The organism is Streptomyces sp. NBC_01445 (assembly GCF_035918235.1).
GTDB lineage: Bacteria > Actinomycetota > Actinomycetes > Streptomycetales > Streptomycetaceae > Streptomyces.
Map to the genome: position 1 here is coordinate 7,816,229 of NZ_CP109485.1, position 18,146 is coordinate 7,834,374.

16 protein-coding genes are annotated in these 18,146 nt (G+C 71.7%); 4 read left to right on the forward strand and 12 right to left on the reverse strand.

What is annotated here, in order from left to right:
* Together OG574_RS35560 and OG574_RS35565 are read left to right on the forward strand one after the other, a co-directional pair.
* Positions 1-666 (forward strand): molybdopterin-dependent oxidoreductase, encoded by a 666-nt coding sequence (locus OG574_RS35560; protein ID WP_326778734.1) that lies wholly within the window; start codon positions 1-3, stop codon positions 664-666.
* Positions 650-1,255, forward strand: a complete 606-nt coding sequence (locus OG574_RS35565) for a cytochrome b/b6 domain-containing protein (RefSeq protein WP_326776547.1) — start codon at positions 650-652, stop codon at positions 1,253-1,255. Before OG574_RS35560 ends, OG574_RS35565 begins: the two co-directional genes overlap by 17 nt.
* Positions 1,256-1,265: 10 nt before the next feature.
* Here the strand turns inward: OG574_RS35565 and OG574_RS35570 are convergent, their stop codons facing one another.
* Genes OG574_RS35570 through OG574_RS35585 form a run of 4 tightly spaced genes read right to left on the reverse strand, consistent with a single transcriptional unit; the run spans position 1,266 to position 5,097 of the window.
* The gene (locus OG574_RS35570) at positions 1,266-2,297 is read right to left on the reverse strand and encodes an L-idonate 5-dehydrogenase (protein WP_326778735.1); all 1,032 of its coding nucleotides are present in this window, start codon (positions 2,295-2,297) and stop codon (positions 1,266-1,268) included.
* Between the two features lie 26 nt (positions 2,298-2,323).
* Positions 2,324-3,097 carry an SDR family oxidoreductase gene (locus tag OG574_RS35575; RefSeq protein WP_326776548.1) on the reverse strand — a complete coding sequence of 258 codons (774 nt, stop codon included), beginning with the start codon at positions 3,095-3,097 and terminating at the stop codon, positions 2,324-2,326.
* An 18-nt stretch (positions 3,098-3,115) separates the two neighbouring features.
* Positions 3,116-4,513 carry a GntT/GntP/DsdX family permease gene (locus OG574_RS35580; RefSeq protein ID WP_100598145.1) on the reverse strand — a complete coding sequence of 466 codons (1,398 nt, stop codon included), beginning with the start codon at positions 4,511-4,513 and terminating at the stop codon, positions 3,116-3,118.
* A 38-nt stretch (positions 4,514-4,551) separates the two neighbouring features.
* Positions 4,552-5,097, reverse strand: coding sequence for a gluconokinase (locus tag OG574_RS35585; RefSeq protein WP_100598146.1), 546 nt, complete (start codon positions 5,095-5,097; stop codon positions 4,552-4,554).
* Positions 5,098-5,227: 130 nt separating this feature from the next.
* On the opposite strand from OG574_RS35585, the gene OG574_RS35590 reads away from it, so the two are divergent.
* A complete protein-coding gene (locus OG574_RS35590; RefSeq protein WP_100598147.1) occupies positions 5,228-5,929 on the forward strand; it encodes a FadR/GntR family transcriptional regulator in 702 nt (233 codons plus the stop codon).
* A 15-nt stretch (positions 5,930-5,944) separates the two neighbouring features.
* Here the strand turns inward: OG574_RS35590 and OG574_RS35595 are convergent, their stop codons facing one another.
* The 8 genes from OG574_RS35595 to OG574_RS35630 all read right to left on the reverse strand — a co-directional run bounded on the left by OG574_RS35595 (position 5,945) and on the right by OG574_RS35630 (position 15,847).
* Entirely contained in the window at positions 5,945-6,337 is a 393-nt protein-coding gene (locus tag OG574_RS35595) for a YchJ family protein (protein ID WP_100598148.1), read from the reverse strand.
* 55 nt (positions 6,338-6,392) lie between these two features.
* A complete protein-coding gene (locus OG574_RS35600; RefSeq protein WP_326776549.1) occupies positions 6,393-8,654 on the reverse strand; it encodes a glycoside hydrolase family 3 N-terminal domain-containing protein in 2,262 nt (753 codons plus the stop codon).
* Entirely contained in the window at positions 8,651-10,585 is a 1,935-nt protein-coding gene (locus OG574_RS35605; RefSeq protein WP_326776550.1) for a glycoside hydrolase 5 family protein, read from the reverse strand. The genes OG574_RS35600 and OG574_RS35605 overlap by 4 nt, the downstream gene beginning before the upstream one ends.
* A gap of 34 nt (positions 10,586-10,619) precedes the next feature.
* On the reverse strand, positions 10,620-11,657 hold the full coding sequence (locus OG574_RS35610; protein ID WP_326776551.1) for a LacI family DNA-binding transcriptional regulator: 1,038 nt from the start codon (positions 11,655-11,657) through the stop codon (positions 10,620-10,622).
* Entirely contained in the window at positions 11,654-12,499 is an 846-nt protein-coding gene (locus OG574_RS35615) for a carbohydrate ABC transporter permease (protein WP_326776552.1), read from the reverse strand. The genes OG574_RS35610 and OG574_RS35615 overlap by 4 nt, the downstream gene beginning before the upstream one ends.
* Positions 12,500-12,513: 14 nt before the next feature.
* Entirely contained in the window at positions 12,514-13,452 is a 939-nt protein-coding gene (locus OG574_RS35620) for a carbohydrate ABC transporter permease (RefSeq protein ID WP_326776553.1), read from the reverse strand.
* Between the two features lie 41 nt (positions 13,453-13,493).
* On the reverse strand, positions 13,494-14,771 hold the full coding sequence (locus OG574_RS35625) for an ABC transporter substrate-binding protein (RefSeq protein WP_326778736.1): 1,278 nt from the start codon (positions 14,769-14,771) through the stop codon (positions 13,494-13,496).
* A 161-nt stretch (positions 14,772-14,932) separates the two neighbouring features.
* Entirely contained in the window at positions 14,933-15,847 is a 915-nt protein-coding gene (locus OG574_RS35630; RefSeq protein WP_326776554.1) for a helix-turn-helix transcriptional regulator, read from the reverse strand.
* Between the two features lie 193 nt (positions 15,848-16,040).
* On the opposite strand from OG574_RS35630, the gene tkt reads away from it, so the two are divergent.
* Positions 16,041-18,125, forward strand: a complete 2,085-nt coding sequence (gene tkt, locus OG574_RS35635; protein ID WP_326776555.1) for a transketolase — start codon at positions 16,041-16,043, stop codon at positions 18,123-18,125.
* Positions 18,126-18,146 lie beyond the last annotated feature (21 nt).

The window sequence follows — 18,146 nt, forward strand, 5'->3', positions numbered from 1 at the left end:
ATGCTCGGACTCGGCGCCCTCGGCGTCGCCGCCGCGCCCACCCTTCAGCGCGGCCTCGAATCCTTCCTCGGCAACGCCGCGGACAAGGATCCCACCGGCCTGACGGACCTCCTGCCGAACGGCGGCGGCTTCCGCTACTACTCGGTCGCCTCCTCCGTCCCCAACAGGTCGGCCGCCGACTACCGCCTCACCGTCGACGGCCTCGTCGACCGGCCCACCACCTACACGCTCCCCGCGCTGCGGGCGCTCCCGCAGACCCGCCTCGTGCGCGACGTCCAGTGCGTCACCGGGTGGCGCGTGCCGGAAACCCCCTTCGAGGGCGTACGCCTCTCCGCCATCCTGGACGCGGCCGGGGTCCGGCCGTCCGCCAAGGCGCTGCGGCTGACCTGCTTCGACGGCACCTACAGCGAGAGCCTCACGCTGTCCCAGGCCCGCCGCGCCGACGTGCTCGTCGCGCTGCGGATGCAGGACAAGCCCCTCGGTCACACCCACGGCGGGCCGGTCCGCCTCTACGTCGGCCCCATGTACTTCTACAAGTCGGCGAAATGGCTGTCCGGCATCACCGTCACCGACCGTGTCGAACCCGGCTACTGGGAAGAGCGCGGCTACGACGTGGACGCGTGGGTCGGCCGCTCGAACGGACGCGACGATGAACCCACCCAGTGAACTCACCGCGCGCGTAAGGCGCTTCACCCGCACCGAGACCTGGGTCCACCGGTCCACGGCGGCCCTCATGGGCCTGTGCATCCTGACGGCGGCCTGCCTGTACGTGCCCCAGTTCGCGGAGCTCGTCGGCCGCCGCGAACTCGTGGTCAGGCTCCACGAGTGGTCCGGTCTCCTGCTGCCCGCGCCCTACCTCGTAGGCCTCGCGTCCCGCGCCTTCCGCGCCGACCTGCGCCGCCTGAACCGCTTCGTCCCGCACGACCGCACCTGGCTTCGCTCCGCCCTGCGCCGCTCGGGCCCGAGGCCCGCGGGCAAGTTCAACGCGGGCCAGAAGCTGTACGCGGGCTGGCTCGGGGGAGCGGTCCTGGTGATGCTCGGCACGGGCCTGCTCATGTGGTTCACGCACCTCGCGCCCCTCACCTGGCGCACCGGCAGCACCTTCGTGCACGACTGGCTGTCCCTCGCCCTCGGCATCGTGGTCGCCGGGCACATCGCGAAGGCGTGGGCGGACCCCGAGGCGCGGCTCGGCATGCGGACCGGGTTCGTGGGGAGGGAGTGGGCCGAGCGCGAGCACGGCGAGTGGCTGCCTTGACGGCGCCGCGCTACGCGCCCGCGCCGAAGTCCAGCAGGACCTTGCACGCCCGCGAGCGGTCCGCGGCCAGCACGAACGCCGACTCCGCATCCGCCACCGGGACCACCGCGCTGATCAGCTCCGCCAGCCCCGGCTGCTCGGCGAGCAGGAGCAGCGCGTCGTCGAACTCCGTGTCGAAGCGGAACGCCCCGCGCAGCTCGATCTCCCGGCTGACCACGAGGTTCCCCGCGAACGGGCTCTGCCCCGGCGGCAGCATCCCGAGCTGTACGACCACACCGCCGCGCCGCACATGGCGCAGGCAGCTGTCGAGCCCGGCGGCCACGCCCGAAGCCTCGACCGCCGCGTGGGCCTCGTCGGGCCGGCCCTTGTCGGCCGGGTCGTCCGCGCGCACGAGGGTGTCGGCGCCGGCGAGTTCCGCGTACCGGAGAGCTTCGGGGAGGAGATCGGTGGCGGTCACGTGGGCCGCCCCGGCCGCCTTGGCCGCGGCGACGACGAGGCAGCCGATGGGGCCCGCGCCGGTCACGAGCACGTGCTTGCCCGCGACCGGTCCCGCCCGGCGCACCGCGTGCAGCGCCACCGCGAGGGGCTCGGCGAGGGCGGCCCGGTCGAGCGGAAGCCCGGCCGGTACGGCCCTCAACTGGTCGGCGGGGACGGCGATCCGCGCGGCGAATCCGCCCTGGACGTGCGGGGTGCGGGCCGCGCTGCCGAGGTAGCGGGTGTCGCGGCAGACATTGCGCCGCCCGTCCACGCACTCGGGGCAGGTCCCGCAGGGGGTGGCGGGGTGCACGGCGACGGCCGTGCCGGGCGCGGGGCCGGTGGCACCGTCCCCGTACGAGATGACCGTGCCCACGACCTCGTGGCCGAGCAGCATGGGTTCCTGGAGCCGGAAGTCGCCGACGCCGCCGTGGCGCCAGTAGTGCAGGTCGGAGCCGCACACCCCGCCGTAGCGGACGGCGACGAGCGCCTGACCCGGGCCGGGTTCGGGGAAGGGGAGTTCGTCGACGCGCAGATCTCCCGCGCCGTGGATCACGCAGCCCAGCATCAGGTCTCCTCCAGCCATGAGGTCTTCTAGAGAACGCTCGTCATGCCGCCGTCGACGTAGAGGATCTGCCCGCTGACGAAGTCGGACGCGGGCGAGGCCAGGAACAGGGTGCCGCCGACGAGGTCGTCGGTGCGGCCCCAGCGGCCGGCCGGGGTCCTGCGGCGGACCCAGGCGCTGAACTCCTCGTCGCGGACGAGCGGTTCGGTCAGCTCGGTCTCGATGTAGCCGGGGCCGAGCCCGTTGACCTGGACCCCGGAGGGGCCCCAGTCGGCGCACATGCCCTTGGTGAGCATCTTCAGAGCGCCCTTGGTGGCGGCGTAGGGCGCGATGCCGGGCCGCACGACCTCGCTCTGCAGCGAGCAGATGTTGATGATCTTTCCGTGGCCGCGTTCCACCATGCCACGGGCCGCCTCACGGCCCACCAGGAACGCGCTCGTCAGATTGGTGTTCAGGACCCGGTGCCAGTCGGCGTCGGTGAACTCCAGGAGCGGGGCGCGCAGTTGCATGCCCGCGTTGTTGACGAGGATGTCGAGCGGACCCACCCGCTCCTCGACCCCGGCGACTCCGGCGGCCACGGACGGTCCGTCCGTGACGTCGAACGCCGCGGTGTGGACCGGGCTGTTTCCTGTCTGCTCCGACAGCCGCTCGGCCGCGTCCGCGAGGGCGGGCTCGTCGCGTCCGTTGAGGACGACGGTCGCGCCGGCCTCCAGGAGGCCGCGGGCCAGGGCGAACCCGATCCCACGGCTGGAACCGGTCACCAGGGCCGTGCGGCCGCTGATGTCGAAGAGGGGGTGGGTCATGGCTCGGTACTCCCGTCGCTAAATGACCAGGGACAGCAGCAGGACCAGGCCACCGGCGACGACCGAGATGATCGTCTCCATGACGGACCAGGTCTTGATGGTCTGCCCGACGTTCAGGCCGAAGTACTCCTTCACCAGCCAGAAGCCCGCGTCGTTCACGTGGCTGAAGAAGAGCGAGCCGGCGCCGATCGCGAGGACCAGCAGGGCCGTGTGCGCGGTCGACATGTCGGCCGCGAGCGGCGCCACGAGACCGGCCGCCGAGATGGTCGCGACGGTGGCGGAGCCCGTGGCGAGGCGTATGACGACCGCGATCAGCCAGGCGAGCAGCAGGGCCGGGATCGCCCAGTCCTTGGAGATGTCGAGGACCATCTGGCCCACGCCGGAGTCGATGAGGGTCTGCTTGAAGCCGCCGCCCGCGCCGACGATGAGGAGGACGCCCGCGATCGGGGCGAGCGACTTCTCGACGGTGGAGGACAGCCTGTCCTTGGTGAACCCGGCCGCGCGGCCCAGCGTGAACATGCCGACGATCACGGCGGCGAGCAGGGCGATCAGCGGCGAGCCGATGACGTCGAAGACGCGCTGCACGGTGTGCTCGGGCTTGTCCACGACGATGTCGACGAGTGCCTTGGCGAGCATCAGGACGACGGGGAGCAGGATCGTGGCGACGGCCGCGCGGAAGCTGGGACGCTTCTCCAGGTCGTCGCTGGCCCGCGCCGGGGTCATCTTGTCCGGGGCCTGGACGTCCACCCAGCGTGCGGCGACCTTCGAGAACAGCGGACCCGCGATGATCACCGTCGGGATGGCGATGAGGACACCCAGGGCGAGCGTGACGCCGAGGTTGGCGCCGACGGCGTCGATCGCGACGAGCGGGCCGGGGTGCGGCGGAATCAGGCCGTGCATGACCGACAGGCCGGCGAGGGCCGGGATGCCGATACGCATCAGCGAGTAGTTGCCGCGCTTGGCGACCATCAGGACGACCGGGATCAGCAGCACGATGCCGACCTCGAAGAACAGCGGCAGACCGATCACCGAGGCGATCAGGACCATCGCCCACGGCATGGCGCGCCCGCCGGCCTTGGCGAGGATCGTGTCGACGATCTGGTCGGCGCCGCCGGAGTCGGCGAGCAGCTTGCCCAGGATCGCGCCGAGCGCGATCAGCACACCCACACCGGCCACGGTGGAACCAAGGCCCGCGGTGAAGCTGACGATGGTCTTGTCGAGGGGGGCGCCCGCGAAGGCTCCCAGGGCCAGAGAACCGATGGTCAGCGCCAGGAAGGCGTGGACCCGGAACTTCGTGATGAGCAGAACGATGACAGCGATGCCCGCGAGGACGGCGATCCCCAGCTGGGCGTGGCCCGCCGAGGTGATCGGTTCGACGGCATCCGCTGCCAGCGTCTCGACGCTGAGACTGGTCACGGCTTTTCCTTGGTGGTGGTGGGGACTTCTGGGCTACTTCAGCGCCGGGCGCTGGGGGACGGGGACCGGCCTTCGAGGCTGTCGAGGGCCGCGACGGCCCGCTCCGTGATCTCCTCGGGGCTGCCCGACACATCGACGTCGACGCCCGCCTCGTCCGCCGCGAGCGGCTGGAGCGTGGCGAACTGCGAGTCCAGCAGGGCCGTGGGCATGAAGTGCCCCTGGCGGTGCGACATCCGGTCCTCGATGAGGGCGCGGTCACCCGTGAGGTGGACGAACACGACTCCGGGGGCCTCGGCCCTGAGCCGGTCGCGATAGCTCCGCTTGAGCGCGGAGCTGCTGACGACGCCGCCGAGTCCCGCCCGTCCGTGCGCCCACTCGCCGATGGCGTCGAGCCACGGCCACCGGTCGTCGTCGGTCAGGGGGGTGCCGGCCGACATCTTGGCGATGTTCGCCGGCGGGTGGAAGTCGTCGCCCTCGGCGTACGGAACGCCGAGCCTGTCTGCGAGCAGGGGGCCGATCGTGGTCTTGCCGGTCCCTGCCACGCCCATGACTACGACGACGTGGGGGGTGCGTCGTGTCTTCATCGCGTCCTCGCTGTCTTCTTCGACATCGCTGTGTCACGCCACTGAAACCTAAATGGTCGGACAAATTCAAGAGACTGTGACACAAAAGTCTGACTTTTTATTCCGTCGGCCCGCCTCGTACGCTGACGTCATGACCACACAGGGCCGGGGGCTGCACGCCCACGTACTGGAGAACCTCGGCCCCGCCATCACCGCGGGGGAGTACCCACCGGGCAGCGTGCTGCGCACGGACGAGCTGGCCCAGCGCTACGAGGTGTCGCGCTCCGTCATGCGGGAGGCCGTACGGGTGCTCGAGTCGATGCACCTCGTGGAGTCCCGGCGCCGGGTCGGCGTGACCGTACGGCCCACGCAGGAGTGGAACGTCTATGACCCGCAGGTCATCCGCTGGCGGCTGGCCGGCGCGGACCGGCCGCGGCAGCTGCGCTCTCTCACGGTGCTGCGTTCCGCGGTCGAGCCGGTCGCGGCCGGACTCGCCGCGACCCACGCCACGGCCGAGCAGTGCGCGGCGCTCACCGAGTGCGCGCTCGGCATGGTCGCCACGTCACGCGGCCATCAGCTGGAGGCGTACCTCGTCCACGACATCGAGTTCCACCGGGTCGTCCTGAACGCGTCGGGCAACGAGATGTTCGCCCGGCTCGGCGATGTGGTCGCGGAGGTCCTCGCGGGCCGCACGCACCACCAGGTGATGTTCGAGGACCCGGACCCGGCGGCCGTGTCACTGCATGTGCACGTGGCCGAGGCCGTCCGCGAGGGGGACGCGATCCGCGCGGAGGCGCTCACGCGCGAGATCGCGGTGGGTGCGCTCCAGGAACTGGACATCCTCGCGCCCTGATTGCAGGGCCGGGCCCTACTCGATGAAGTCGCCGTCCACGTACACCCAGGCGCCGTCGAGCCGTATGAACCGACTGCGCTCGTGAAGCGAGCCGGGCCGCCCGCCGTCGGTGTAGCGGGCCCGGAAGGTCACGGTGCCGGTGGTGTGGAAGGCCGACCCCTCGCTCGTCCCCAGGATCTCCAGACCGGTCCACTTCGTCCCCGGCTCGAAGGTGATGGCCGGGGGCCGGGTGGCCGGGTGCCAGGTCCGCAGCAGATACGCGGCGTCCTTGACGGCGAAGGCGCAGTAGCGGGACCGCATCAGGGCCTCGGCGGTGGGCGCGTTCGCCCCTCCGGAGTGATACCGGCCGCAACAGGCGTCATACGCGGAGGGGAGCCCGCAGGGGCAGGTGGGGGCGGGGCGTGACATACGGACGATTCAACCAGCTCCGCGGCCGATCACCCGGCCCCCACCCCCACCCCTGTCACCGCGTCACGGTCAGTGCCGTGCCCCGCGTGCGGTCCGACGAGGGTCCCGTCTCGATCGAGAACTCGCCGGGCTCCACGGCGAGGTCCAGGCCGCGGGTGACCGAGGCGAGCACCTCGGCGTCGAGGGCGAACACGGCCTCGGCGCTCCCGCCGGGCTCCAGGTCGAGCCGTACGAACCCGCGCAGCTCCCGCGCCCGCGGCCACGACGTACCGCCCGACACCCGGCGCACATACAGCTGCACCGTCTCGCGCACGGGCCGCGTCCCGGTGTTGGTCACGGTGACGGAGCACGTCGTGCCGGGTTCACCGGCCGTGACGGTGGAGTGCGCGAGGCGGGGCGCCGCGTACTCCACCGTCGAGTAGGACAGGCCGTGACCGAAGGCGTGCCGCGCGGTGGCGCTCTGGTCCACGTAGCCGCGGTAGTCGTGGTCCTTGGCGTTGTAGAACACCGGCAGCTGCGCGGCGGACCGCGGCACCGACACCGGGAGCCGGCCCGCCGGCGACGCGGCCCCGAACAGGACGTCGGCCACGGCCCGTCCGCCCCACGGCCCCGGATACCAGGCGCACAGCACGCCCTTCGCCTTCCCCGTGAGGTCGGGCAGCGCGTGCGGGCGGCCCTGGACCAGGACCACGACGACCGGGGTGCCCGTCGCCGCCACCGCGTCGAGCAGCGCCGACTGCCCGTCCGGCAGGCGCAGATCGGCCAGGTCGACGCCTTCGCCGCAGGTCATGCCTACCGGGTTCCCCGAGGAGACGACGGCCGCCCCGTTGGCCTCGAAGCGCGTGTCGCCCTCGCGGGCGCTCGACCCGCCGAGGACGAGCACGGCCACCTCGGCCGACGCGGCCAGAGCGACCGCCTCCGGCACGCCGGACAGGTCGCCGCCGACGAGCTCGCACCCGCGCGCGTACGTCACTTCGGCGCCGGGCGCGGCCCCCGCCCGGATCCCGTCGAGCACGGTGACACCCGAGCCGGGCCGCTGCGGCGCGGTGTAGTCACCGATCTGGCCGGGAACGGAGTCCGCGCCGGGGCCCATGACCGCGATGCGGCGCAGGGAAAGGCCGAGTGGCAGCGTCACCCCGTCGTGCTCCAGGAGCACGATCGACTCACGTGCCAGGCGCTCGCTCAACTTCCGGACACCGGACGGCTGTTCAGGCCTGCCGACGTACGGCCGCTCGAAGAGGCCGAGCCGGAACTTGAGCGCGAGGACGCGCTCCACCGCCGAGTCCACGGTCGCCTCCGCGACGAGCCCCCGCTCGACGGCCTCGCCCAGTCGCGGGAAGCAGTCGTCCCACAGGCTCAGATCGGTGCCCGCCGCCAGGGCGAGCGCGCCCGCCGCCGCGGGATCGCCGGCCAGGCGCGTCAGCCGGTCGAGCGCGCCCCCGTCGGCCATCACGACGCCGTCGAACCCCCAGCGCTCCCGCAGGAGTTCGGTCAGGAGATACCGGCTCGCGGCGCACGGCAGACCGTCGAACTCGTTGTACGCCGCCATCACGCCCGCGGCGCCCGCGCGGACCCCCGCCCGCGCCGCCGCCAGATGGATCTCGTGCAGCTCGCGGACCCCGAGCTCGGTGGCCGCGCTGTTGCGCCCGCCCACCGAGGAACCCTGGCCCGCGAAGTGCTTCAGCACCACCCCGACCCCGGCCCGCCGCATGCCCCGTACGAGCGCCTCGGTGAACCGGGCCGCCAGATACGGGTCCTCGCCGAAGCACTCCTCGGCCCGGCCCCAGCGCGGGTCGCGGACGAGGTCGAGCGCCGACACCAGGGCCAGATGGCCGCCCCTGGCCCGCAGTTCGGCCCCGGCCCCGGCCGCCGCCTCCTCGTAGAGGTCCGGGTCCCACGTCGAGCCGACGGCCAGGTTCACCGGCAGGACGGTGCCGTCGAGCGCCTGGTGGCCGTGCGGGACCTCCTCGACCAGCAGCACGGGGATGCCGAGCCGCGTCTGTTCGACCATGTGCCGCTGTACCGCGTCCGCGACACCCGCCGCGTCCGCCGCCGTGATCCCGTCGGCGAAGGTCACCCCGGACCACGGGTCCGCGCGCTGGAGCCCGTACAGGGCGCCCATGCCGTCGTACGCGGCGACCTCGGAGCGGAACGCGTCCGTCAGCCGGTGGCCCGAGCCGGTGCGCCGGTACGCGTGCCAGCCGTACATCCGCTGGTTGAGCTGCCCGACCTTCTCGGTGAGCGTCATCCGGCCGAGCAGATCCCGCACGCGCTCGCGCACTGGGGCCGCCGGGTCGCGGTACAGCGGCTCGTTCATCGCAGTTCCAGAACGCGCACGCCGTACGGGTCCAGGGTGACGTCCGTGACGGGCTCGCCCGTCCCCGCGTCGTGCAGCGTCCCGGCGGCCTGCGGGCGCGACGTCATCTCCTGCCCGGACTGGCTCACCAGCCACACGAACCGCCGCCCGTCCTCGTGGACCAGCACATCGGCCGACGCATACGGGCTCTCGACCGTCACGGGCCGTGCCACACCGGCGACCTCGGCGAGCGCCGCGTACAGCCGGTGCGTCTGCTCCGGGTTGACGTGCGCCGTGCGGGCGGCCATGTGCTCCAGCGGATACGTCGCGAGGACGGTGCGGCCGAGGCCCGTGGCCCGCGAGAGGAGTGCGGGGCGGCCGTGCGCGTCGACGGCGACGACCTCCGCGTCGCGCGCCTCGACCGGCAGGTACGCCCGGCTGTCCTCGTTGCCCGCGACCGGGAAGCGCAGGGTCTCACCGGCCCTGATGCCCCCGAAGTCCCCCGTGAACGTCATCTCCAGGACGTCGTCCTCGATCGGCTCGGCCACCCCGTACGACAGCTGCATCTCGACGCCGAACAGCCCGTCCAGGTCGTCGAACCACGGCCCGCGCGTCCCAGGGTGCTCGCCCGAGCAGAACGACAGGTAGACCGTGGCTCCCTCGGTGGCCCGCCGAGCCAGCGCGCGCCGGGTGCGGGTCGTCAACTGCCTTGTCGCGGGCAGGAGATAGAGCTGCGCGTCCTCGCTGAGGCCGTCCGCCTCCCGGGTGAGGCCCACCGCCAGGTCCGCGGCGCGCGCCGCGACGTACCCCTGGTGGAGCGAGGTGAAGATGAGCGGGCGGTCGGCGGGGCGGCTGTACGGGTAGCCGCGCTCCAGGAACGCGGGCACGACGAGCGCGGCCCCGGCGTCCGAGCGGCGGCAGCGCGTGAAGTCGACCTGCTCCAACACCTTCGCGAACGCGGCGAGTTCGACGAGCGGGGCCTTCGGGGCGCCCGCGCTGTCCGTGATGCCGAAGTGCATCTCGAAGGGGTGGTGGTCGTAGGGGGACCGGTCCCACAGGTCGTCGTAGTCCGTGTTGTTCCAGGCGACCCAGCCCGTCGCGCCGCCGAGCAGTGAGTTGTGCAGGGTCTGGCGGTAGTACACGCCCGCGTTCTCGGCGGACACCGTGTCCGTCGACAGGCCGAACTCCTCCAGGACCACCGGCTGCCCCGTGACGGCCGCGAGCTCGCACTCGAACGCGGCGCGGTAGTGCTGGCGCGGCCGGTCCGTGTCGGAGCGGTAGACGTGCGGGCCCACGAAGTCGACGTACTCGGCGGTGTCCCGCAGCGAGAAACCGTTGTCGCGGCCCGTGACCTCGATGCCCCACGCGCCGTCGCCCAGGGAGACGGGCTGGGTGCCGCCGGCCGCGCGCACGGCGTTGCACATGGCCTGCGCCCACGCCGTGACGACGTCACTGGAGGGCGGATCGACCTGGTAGATCCGCCCGTAGCCCGGCATCTCGTTGGTGATCAGCCAGCCCGTGACGGCCGGGTGGTCCTTGAAGCGGCGCGTCATCTGAGACACGAACCACGCCTGGCGGCCGACCATCCACACGTCCTCGTACAGGTCCCGGCCCCCGCGCCAGGCCGGATCCCAGTTCTCGCCGGACATGTGGCCGACGATGAACGTCGGCACGGTGCCCATGCCCGCCTCGGTGTGCGCGTCGAGGAAGTCGCGGAAGCGCTCGCACAACTCCTCGTCGATCCGGTGCGGTTCGGGGTGGAAGTCGGGCCAGTAGAAGAACGAGCGGGTCATGTTCAGACCGTGCTCGCGCAGCACCGCCAGTTCCTCGCGCACCGTCTTCGGCTCGTAGTCGCGCCACATCAGGGGACCGCCGGTGCGGGACCAGAAGTTGGCGCCGAGCCAGGGCAGGACGGCGGAGTCGTGGGTGAGGTGGGCGCTGTGGCGTCGCATGGTGGTACCTAGCTCCGTTGGAATGCGGGACTTGTCAGGGGGTTGCGGGGCCGGTCGACTCGCGGACGACCAGGTGCGGGCGCCCTTCGAGAGGTGTCTCGGGAACGTCCTCGCCGCACCGGGCGAGCAGCACGCGCGCGGCTGCCGCGCCGACCCGCTGCACCTGCTGGTCGACGGTCGTCAGGCGCGGGTGCAGCCAGCTGCCGAGCGGGAGGTTGTCGTAGCCGACGACGGACAGGTCGTCGGGCACGCGCAGGCCGGCGCGCTGGGCGGTTCCGATGCCGCACACGGCCATCGAGTCGTTGGCGTACACGATCGCGGTGGGCCGCTCGGTGCGCCCGATCAGCTCCTCGGTCGCGGCGACGGCGGCCCCCTCCGAGAAGTCGGTGCTCAGGACGGCGACGGGCCGGAGCCCGGCGAGGCCGAGCGTCTCCTCGAAGACCGTGCGCCGCAGCCGGGTGTGCTGGAGCTCGGCGGGCCCGCAGACGTACGCGATGCGCCGGTGGCCGAGCCCGAGCAGATGGTCGACCGCCTCGTGGACGCCCGACCCCTGGTTGCCGAGGCCGACGGTCGGCACGGTGGCCTCCGGGTCGGGTGCGCCGAGCAGTACCGACGGAAGCCCGATGCGGCGCAGCAGGGCCGGGCGCGGGTCGTCGGCCCGCGCGTCCGTGAGGACGGCCCCGTCGACCCGTCCCTCCGCGGCGAGCCGCTCGTACAGGGCGCTCTCCTCGTCGACACCGGCCACCAGATGCAGCAGCAGACCGTAGCCGCGCGGCGCCAGCTCTCCCTCTATGCCGGTGATCAGCTCACTGAAGTGCGGGTCGGCCCCGAGCACGTCGGTGGGCCTGCGCACGACGAGCGCGAGCGTACGGGTACGGGCGCTGCGCAGCGCCGCCGCCGACGCGCTCGGCGACCAGCCGAGCTCCGCCGCCGCGTCGAGGATCCGCCGCCTGGTCGGCTCGGCGAGGCGCCCCTTGTCGTTGAACGCCTGCGACACCGCCGCCGTCGACACACCGGCCGCGGCCGCCACCGCCTTGATGGTCGGCCGGCTTCCGGTACGGGCCTTGCTCACATCTTCACCGCCCCACTGACGAGTGCCTGCTGCATCCGCTTCTGGAGCACCGTATAGACGATCCACACCGGTACGAGGGTGAGGACGGTCCCCGCGGTCAGGACCCCGTAGTCCGTCCCGGTGATGGACTTCAGCGTGGGCAGCGCCACTTGGACCGTGCGCTGAGCGGGGTCAGGGCCGATGATCACGAGCGAGTACAGGTACTCGTTCCAGAACGTCAGGAAGTTCAGGAGCAGCACGGTCGCGATGCCGGGCAGGCACATCGGCGTGTACACGTGCCGGAGCACCGCGAAGGTCGAGGCGCCGTCCATACGGGCCGCCTCCTCCATCTCCCTGGGGACGGTCCGCATGAACTGGACCAGGATCACCACCGAGAGCGGCATCGCCGTGGCCGGCAGGAAAAGGATCATGAACGTGCGGGTGTGGAACAGGCCGGTGGCCGCGGCCAGCAGGAACGTCGGGAAGAGCGCCGCGAACGTCGGGATCAGGAACCCCAGCGAGAAGACACTCTCGACCACGGAGGCGAGCCGGCCCGTCGAGCGGGCCAGCGCGAACGCCGCCGGTATCGCGAGCGCGAGCGTCAGGACGAGCGAGAACACCGTCACCAGCGCCGAGTTGACGACCGCGAGCCCAAGGCCGGCGCTGTGGAAGGCGGTACTGAAGTTGCCGAGGCCGAACGACGACGGCAGCGCGAACGGACTGGCGAAGATCTCCTCGTTCGTCTTGAACGCCGAGGCGACGAAGTAGTACAGGGGGATGACCAGGAGCACCGCGTACAGCCAGACGAGGATGTGCGCGGGCAGCCAGGACCTGCCGAGGCGGCTGTGCTTGGCGGACTTCATGGCGACGGCTCCGATCAGTGGTTCTGGCGGAACGCGCGCCGGATGGCGAGCAGTCCGACGAGCCCGGCGAGGAAGAGGAAGACACCTACGGTCTGGCTGTAGCCGAGGTCGGCCGCGATGAACGCCTTCTGGTAGACGAGGAACGACAGCGTTGTCGACGAGCTGCCCGGGCCGCCCTGCGTCAGCAGCAGCACATGCTGCGCCGAGCCGAACAGCGTCCACAGGAACTGGAGCATCGTCACGACGCCCACATAGTCCTTGATCACCGGGAAGTGGATGCGCCACATGGTCCGCCAGTGCCCGGCTCCGTCGAGCTGTGCGGCCTCGCCCAGCTCGTCCGGCACACTGCCGAGCCGCGCCGCGAACAGCACCGCCGTGAACCCGATCCCGGCCCAGATGTCCAGCGCGATCAGAGACGCGAGGGCGGTCGAGGGCGAGGCGAGCCACGCGTCGGCGAGCGAGCCGAGACCGACCGCCTTCAGGCCGCCGTTGACCAGGCCGTCGGGGGAGAGGGCCGCGTAGAAGACCATGGCCTTCGCCGGGGTCGAGATCAGCCCGGGGATGAACAGCAGATACCGGATGGCCTTGTGGCCGGGCGGCTTCTGCGCGACGTAGTAGCCCAGCATGTACGCGCACACCACCATCACCGGGACGGCGACGACGAGCTGGATCGCCGTGTTGCTCACCGCGTCCCAGAACACCGGGTCGGCGAAGACCGTGCGCACGTTGTCGAACCCGGCGAACGACACCGGCTGCAGCATGCCCGGCCAGTGCAGCGCCGCCACCACGAAGATGGCGACCAGCGGGCCGACCATGAACACGAGGTACCAGACGAGCGCGGGCAGCGCGAGGATGGTGCCGCCCTGGCGGCGCGGCCGCCGGGCGGCGTCCGGGGAAGACGGGGTGGGGCGGCGGACCGCGGTCTCGCCCGCTGTCGACGTCATCGTCGTCATGAGCAACTCCCTTACCTATGAGGAGAGATGGGGGCGGGCGGTCAGACGCCGCGGTACGCGGCCTCGAGTACCGAGCGGACCCTGGCCGCGCTCGTGCCGCGCGTGAAGGACGTACTCGTCGCCGTGATCAGCGGCTGTGTCGCGGCCGGCGGGACGAACAGGTCGGGCAGCAGGACCTGGCCCACATCGCCGCCGAGCCCCTGCGCCGCCGCCACCAGCGGGAAGTCCGAGCTGACCGTGTCGGACCGCAGCGCCATGTCGCGCCCGGCCTCCTCGATGAAGCGGGAGACGGTGTCCGCGCGGTACATGAACCGCAGGAACTTCTCGACGGCGTCGATCTTCTTCGTGCCGTTCGGGCTGATCCAGAAGCCGATCAGCGTGTACGTGCGCAGGATCGTCGGCTTGTCGTGTGCGGCCCCTGGCGCCAGCGGCCAGCCACCCACGTCCGTGTGGCGTGCCACCGGCTCCGGAACCTTCGCGAGCGCCGACGACATCGCCGACTGCATCGCCGCGGCCTGCGTGTTGAACTGCGTGGTCATCGAATCCGAGGTGAGGCCCTGGGCCTTGTCGGCAAACACCCCGGCGTCGCGCAGCTCGACGAAGTAGTCGATGCCCTGTCGTGCGCCCCGGCTGCCGAAGTCCCCGGTCGCGTAGACGTGCCTGGCCTCGTCCTCGGTCAGGAACGTCTGGATGATCTGCGCGAGCAGCTTCTGCCCGGTCCAGTCGTTGCCGCCGACGGTCACCGGCGCGATGTTCTTCCTGCGCAACTTCCGTGCGGCGGCGATGAGCTGGTCCCCGGTGGCGGGGATCTCGCCGACCCCCGCCTTGTCGAGGAGCGCCCGGTTGAAGGCGACCGGCCAGTTCGTGGCGAAGTACGGGAACGCGCGCAGCCGTCCCTTGCCGTCGGTCCACGCGTCCAGGGCCACGGGCAGCACGCGCTCGCGCAGCCCCCAGTCGTCCAGGTAGCCCTTCACGTCCACGGTGGCGCCGACATCGGTCCAGGCCAGCGTCTTGTCGTAGAGGTTCACCATGACGACGTCCGGCTCCTTGCGGGCCAGTCGCGAGGTCTCGTAGACCTGTGAGAGGTCGTCGCCGTTGACGAGGTTGCGCACCTTGAGGCCGGTCTCCTTGCGGAACCGGTCCAGGGCCGAGAGATAGGTGGGGGAGCCGGGGGCCGTGGTGCCGAGCTGGCTGTGCACCACGAGCGTGTCGGGGTCGTCGTCGGCAGCGGCGAGGGCGGAGCAGCCGGACAGGGCGGAAGCGGCGGCGAGCGCGCCACCGGCGGCGAGGAATCCGCGCCGACTCATCGTCGAGGGCACAGAGGGCACAGCGGTATGTCTCCAACCGGGAGTGGTTAATCGATATACCTGTGGGAGGTGCGAGCACCGTAAGGGGCGGCAGGGGAACGGTCAACCCCCCGTTGCGCAGGGTGAAACGGGGCCGCCGCAGGCCGGTGCATACCCGGAGGAGAGGGCCCGTATCAGGCCTGTTCGGCCCGGAATGCCGCCGGTGTCACGCCCGTGTGCTGCTGGAAGTACTTCGAGAAGTTCGCCGAGTCGCCGATGCCGACGGCCACGCCGATGCGGCCCACCGGCAGGTCCGTGTGGGCGAGCAGGCGCTTCGCCTCCAGGGTCACCCGGCGGTCGATGAACGCCTTCGGGGTCTGGCCCGTCGCCGCCCGCACCGCGCGGACGAGGGTGCGCCGGGAGTAGCCGAGCTCGTCTGCGTACGCGCTCACGCTGTGGTTCGTGGTGAAGCCCTGCTCGACCGCCGTGCGGAAGCGGCTGAACGTCGTGTCCGGCTGCGGCCTGCACTCGTCCGCCGCCGCCTGCGCCGACACATGGGCGACCCGCAGCATGAAGGCCGTCAGGGAGTGCCGCAGGACCGATGTGTGCAGGCTGAGCGGGAGTGTCGCCGTGTCCAGGTACTCGCGCTGGAGTTGGTCCAGGGAGGCGTCCAGGGCGGCGAGCTGGGCCTCGTCGGGGTGGAGCAGGGGCGGCCGGTCGTAGCGGTACAGGCCCGTCGCCTCGACGATGGCGCGCGGCAGGAAGCCGGGCTGCATGGTGAGCGCGGTGCCGACGTAGCGCTCGCCCGTGGAGAAGCCGTGCACCTGGCCGGGCCGGATCCACAGGATGTCGCCGGCGCCGACCTCGTACTCCGTGAAGTCGATCATGTGGTGGACCGGGCCCTCGCGGAAGAAGAGCAGGACGTGGAAGTCGATCCGGTGCACGCGGCGCGACAGGCCGACCCCGCCCGCCCAGGGACCCTCCGTGCCCATCGGGCCGATCTGTATCCCGACCCCGGACACGCTGGCGCTCGGGTCGAAGGGATACGTACGGATGTGCTCCCCGGCTCCCATATGTGCGCTCGGATGTGCGCTGCCCTGCTCCGTCATCCACTTTCCTTGACTTAAACCGGCTCGGTCTCTCGTAGGTGTCCCATTTTCACCGAACGCTGGCGCGGGCGCACCTGCCGCGCCAAAAGTATGACCTTTAGATTCGTAGGTAGTTCGACCAGGGCTTTAGCCCCGGTCGGGTGGTGCCTTTCGGTACCTCGGATGCCATACGGATGCGAAGGAAGTCGTACAGATGAGCACGCAGACACCGGACGCCCTCGGCCCCTTCGAGTGGAGTGACCTCGACCGGCGTGCCGTCGACACCGCGCGCCTGCTCGCGGCCGACGCCGTACAGCAGGTCGGCAACGGCCACCCCGGCACGGCGATGAGCCTGGCCCCCGCCGCGTACACCCTTTTCCAGAAGGTCATGCGCCACGACCCGGCCGACCCCGAGTGGACCGGCCGCGACCGCTTCGTCCTCTCTCCGGGCCACACCAGCCTCACCCTCTACACGCAGCTCTTCCTCTCCGGCTACGAGCTGGAGCTCGACGACCTGAAGGCGTTCCGCACCCACGGTTCGAAGACGCCCGGCCACCCCGAGTACGGCCACACCGCCGGTGTCGAGACGACGACCGGCCCGCTCGGCCAGGGCGTCGCCAACGCCGTCGGCATGGCGATGGCCGCCCGCTACGAGCGCGGCCTCTTCGACCCCGAGGCCCCCGAGGGTGAGTCCCCCTTCGACCACACCATCTGGGCGATCGTCTCCGACGGCGACCTGGAGGAGGGCATCTCCGCCGAGGCATCCTCCCTCGCCGGCCACCAGAAGCTCGGCAACCTCGTCTTCGTCTACGACGACAACCACATCTCCATCGAGGGCGACACCGCCACCGCGTTCTCCGAGGACGTCCTCAAGCGCTACGAGGCCTACGGCTGGCACGTCCAGCGCATCGAGCCCAAGGCCGACGGCGACACCGACGTGCACGCCCTGTACGAGGCCCTGGCCGCGGCGAAGGCCGACACCGGCCGCCCGTCCATCATCGCGATGCGCACGATCATCGCCTGGCCCGCCCCGAACGCGCAGAACACCGAGGCCTCCCACGGCTCCGCGCTCGGCGCCGAGGAGATCGCCGCCACCAAGCGCGTCCTCGGCTTCGACCCGGAGCAGACGTTCGAGGTCGCCGACGACGTCATCGCCCACACCCGCGGGGCCCTCGACCGCGGCGCCGACGCGCACGCCGAGTGGGACAAGCGGCTCGGCGAGTGGCGCACGGCCGAGCCCGAGCGCTCCGCCCTCCTCGACCGCATCGTCGCCGGCCGCCTCCCCGAGGGCTGGGAGCAGGCGCTCCCGTCCTTCGACGAGGGCACGAAGGTCGCGACGCGCGCCGCGTCCGGCAAGGTCCTCCAGGCGCTCGGCCCGGTCATCCCCGAGCTGTGGGGCGGCTCGGCCGACCTGGCGGGCTCGAACAACACGACGATCGACAAGGCCAGTTCCTTCTTGCCCAAGGGCAACCCGCTGCCGGAGGCCGACCCGTACGGCCGCACGATCCACTTCGGTATCCGCGAGCACTCGATGGCTGCCGAGATGAACGGCATCGCGCTGCACGGCAACACCCGCATCTACGGCGGCACGTTCCTCGTCTTCTCGGACTACATGCGCAACGCCGTCCGGCTGTCCGCGCTGATGCAGCTCCCCGTCACGTACGTGTGGACCCACGACTCCATCGGCCTGGGCGAGGACGGCCCCACGCACCAGCCCGTCGAGCACCTCGCCTCCCTGCGCGCCATCCCGGGTCTGAACATCGTCCGCCCGGCCGACGCCAACGAGACCGCTGTCGCCTGGCGCGAGATCCTGCGCCGCGGCACCACGAAGCCCGCCCCGCACGGCCTCGCGCTGACCCGCCAGGGCGTGCCCACGTACGAGCTCGACGAGCAGGCGGCTAAGGGCGGTTACGTTCTGCGTGAGGCGTCCACCGCGACGCCCGGCCTCATCCTGATCGCGACCGGCTCCGAGGTGCACCTCGCCGTGGCCGCCCGTGAGCAGCTGGAGGCCGAGGGGGTCGGCACGCGCGTCGTGTCGATGCCGTCCGTCGAGTGGTTCGAGGAGCAGTCGCAGGACTACAAGGACAGCGTCCTGCCGTCGTCCGTGAAGGCGCGCGTCGCCGTCGAGGCCGGCATCGGTCTGACCTGGTACCGCTACGTCGGCGACGCCGGCCGCATCGTCTCCCTGGAGCACTTCGGCGCCTCCGCCGACGCCGCGACGCTCTTCGCCGAGTACGGCTTCACCGCCGACAACATCGCCGCCCAGGCGCGCGAGTCCCTCACCGCCGCCCGCGCCTGACCCGTACGCACCCGTACACCC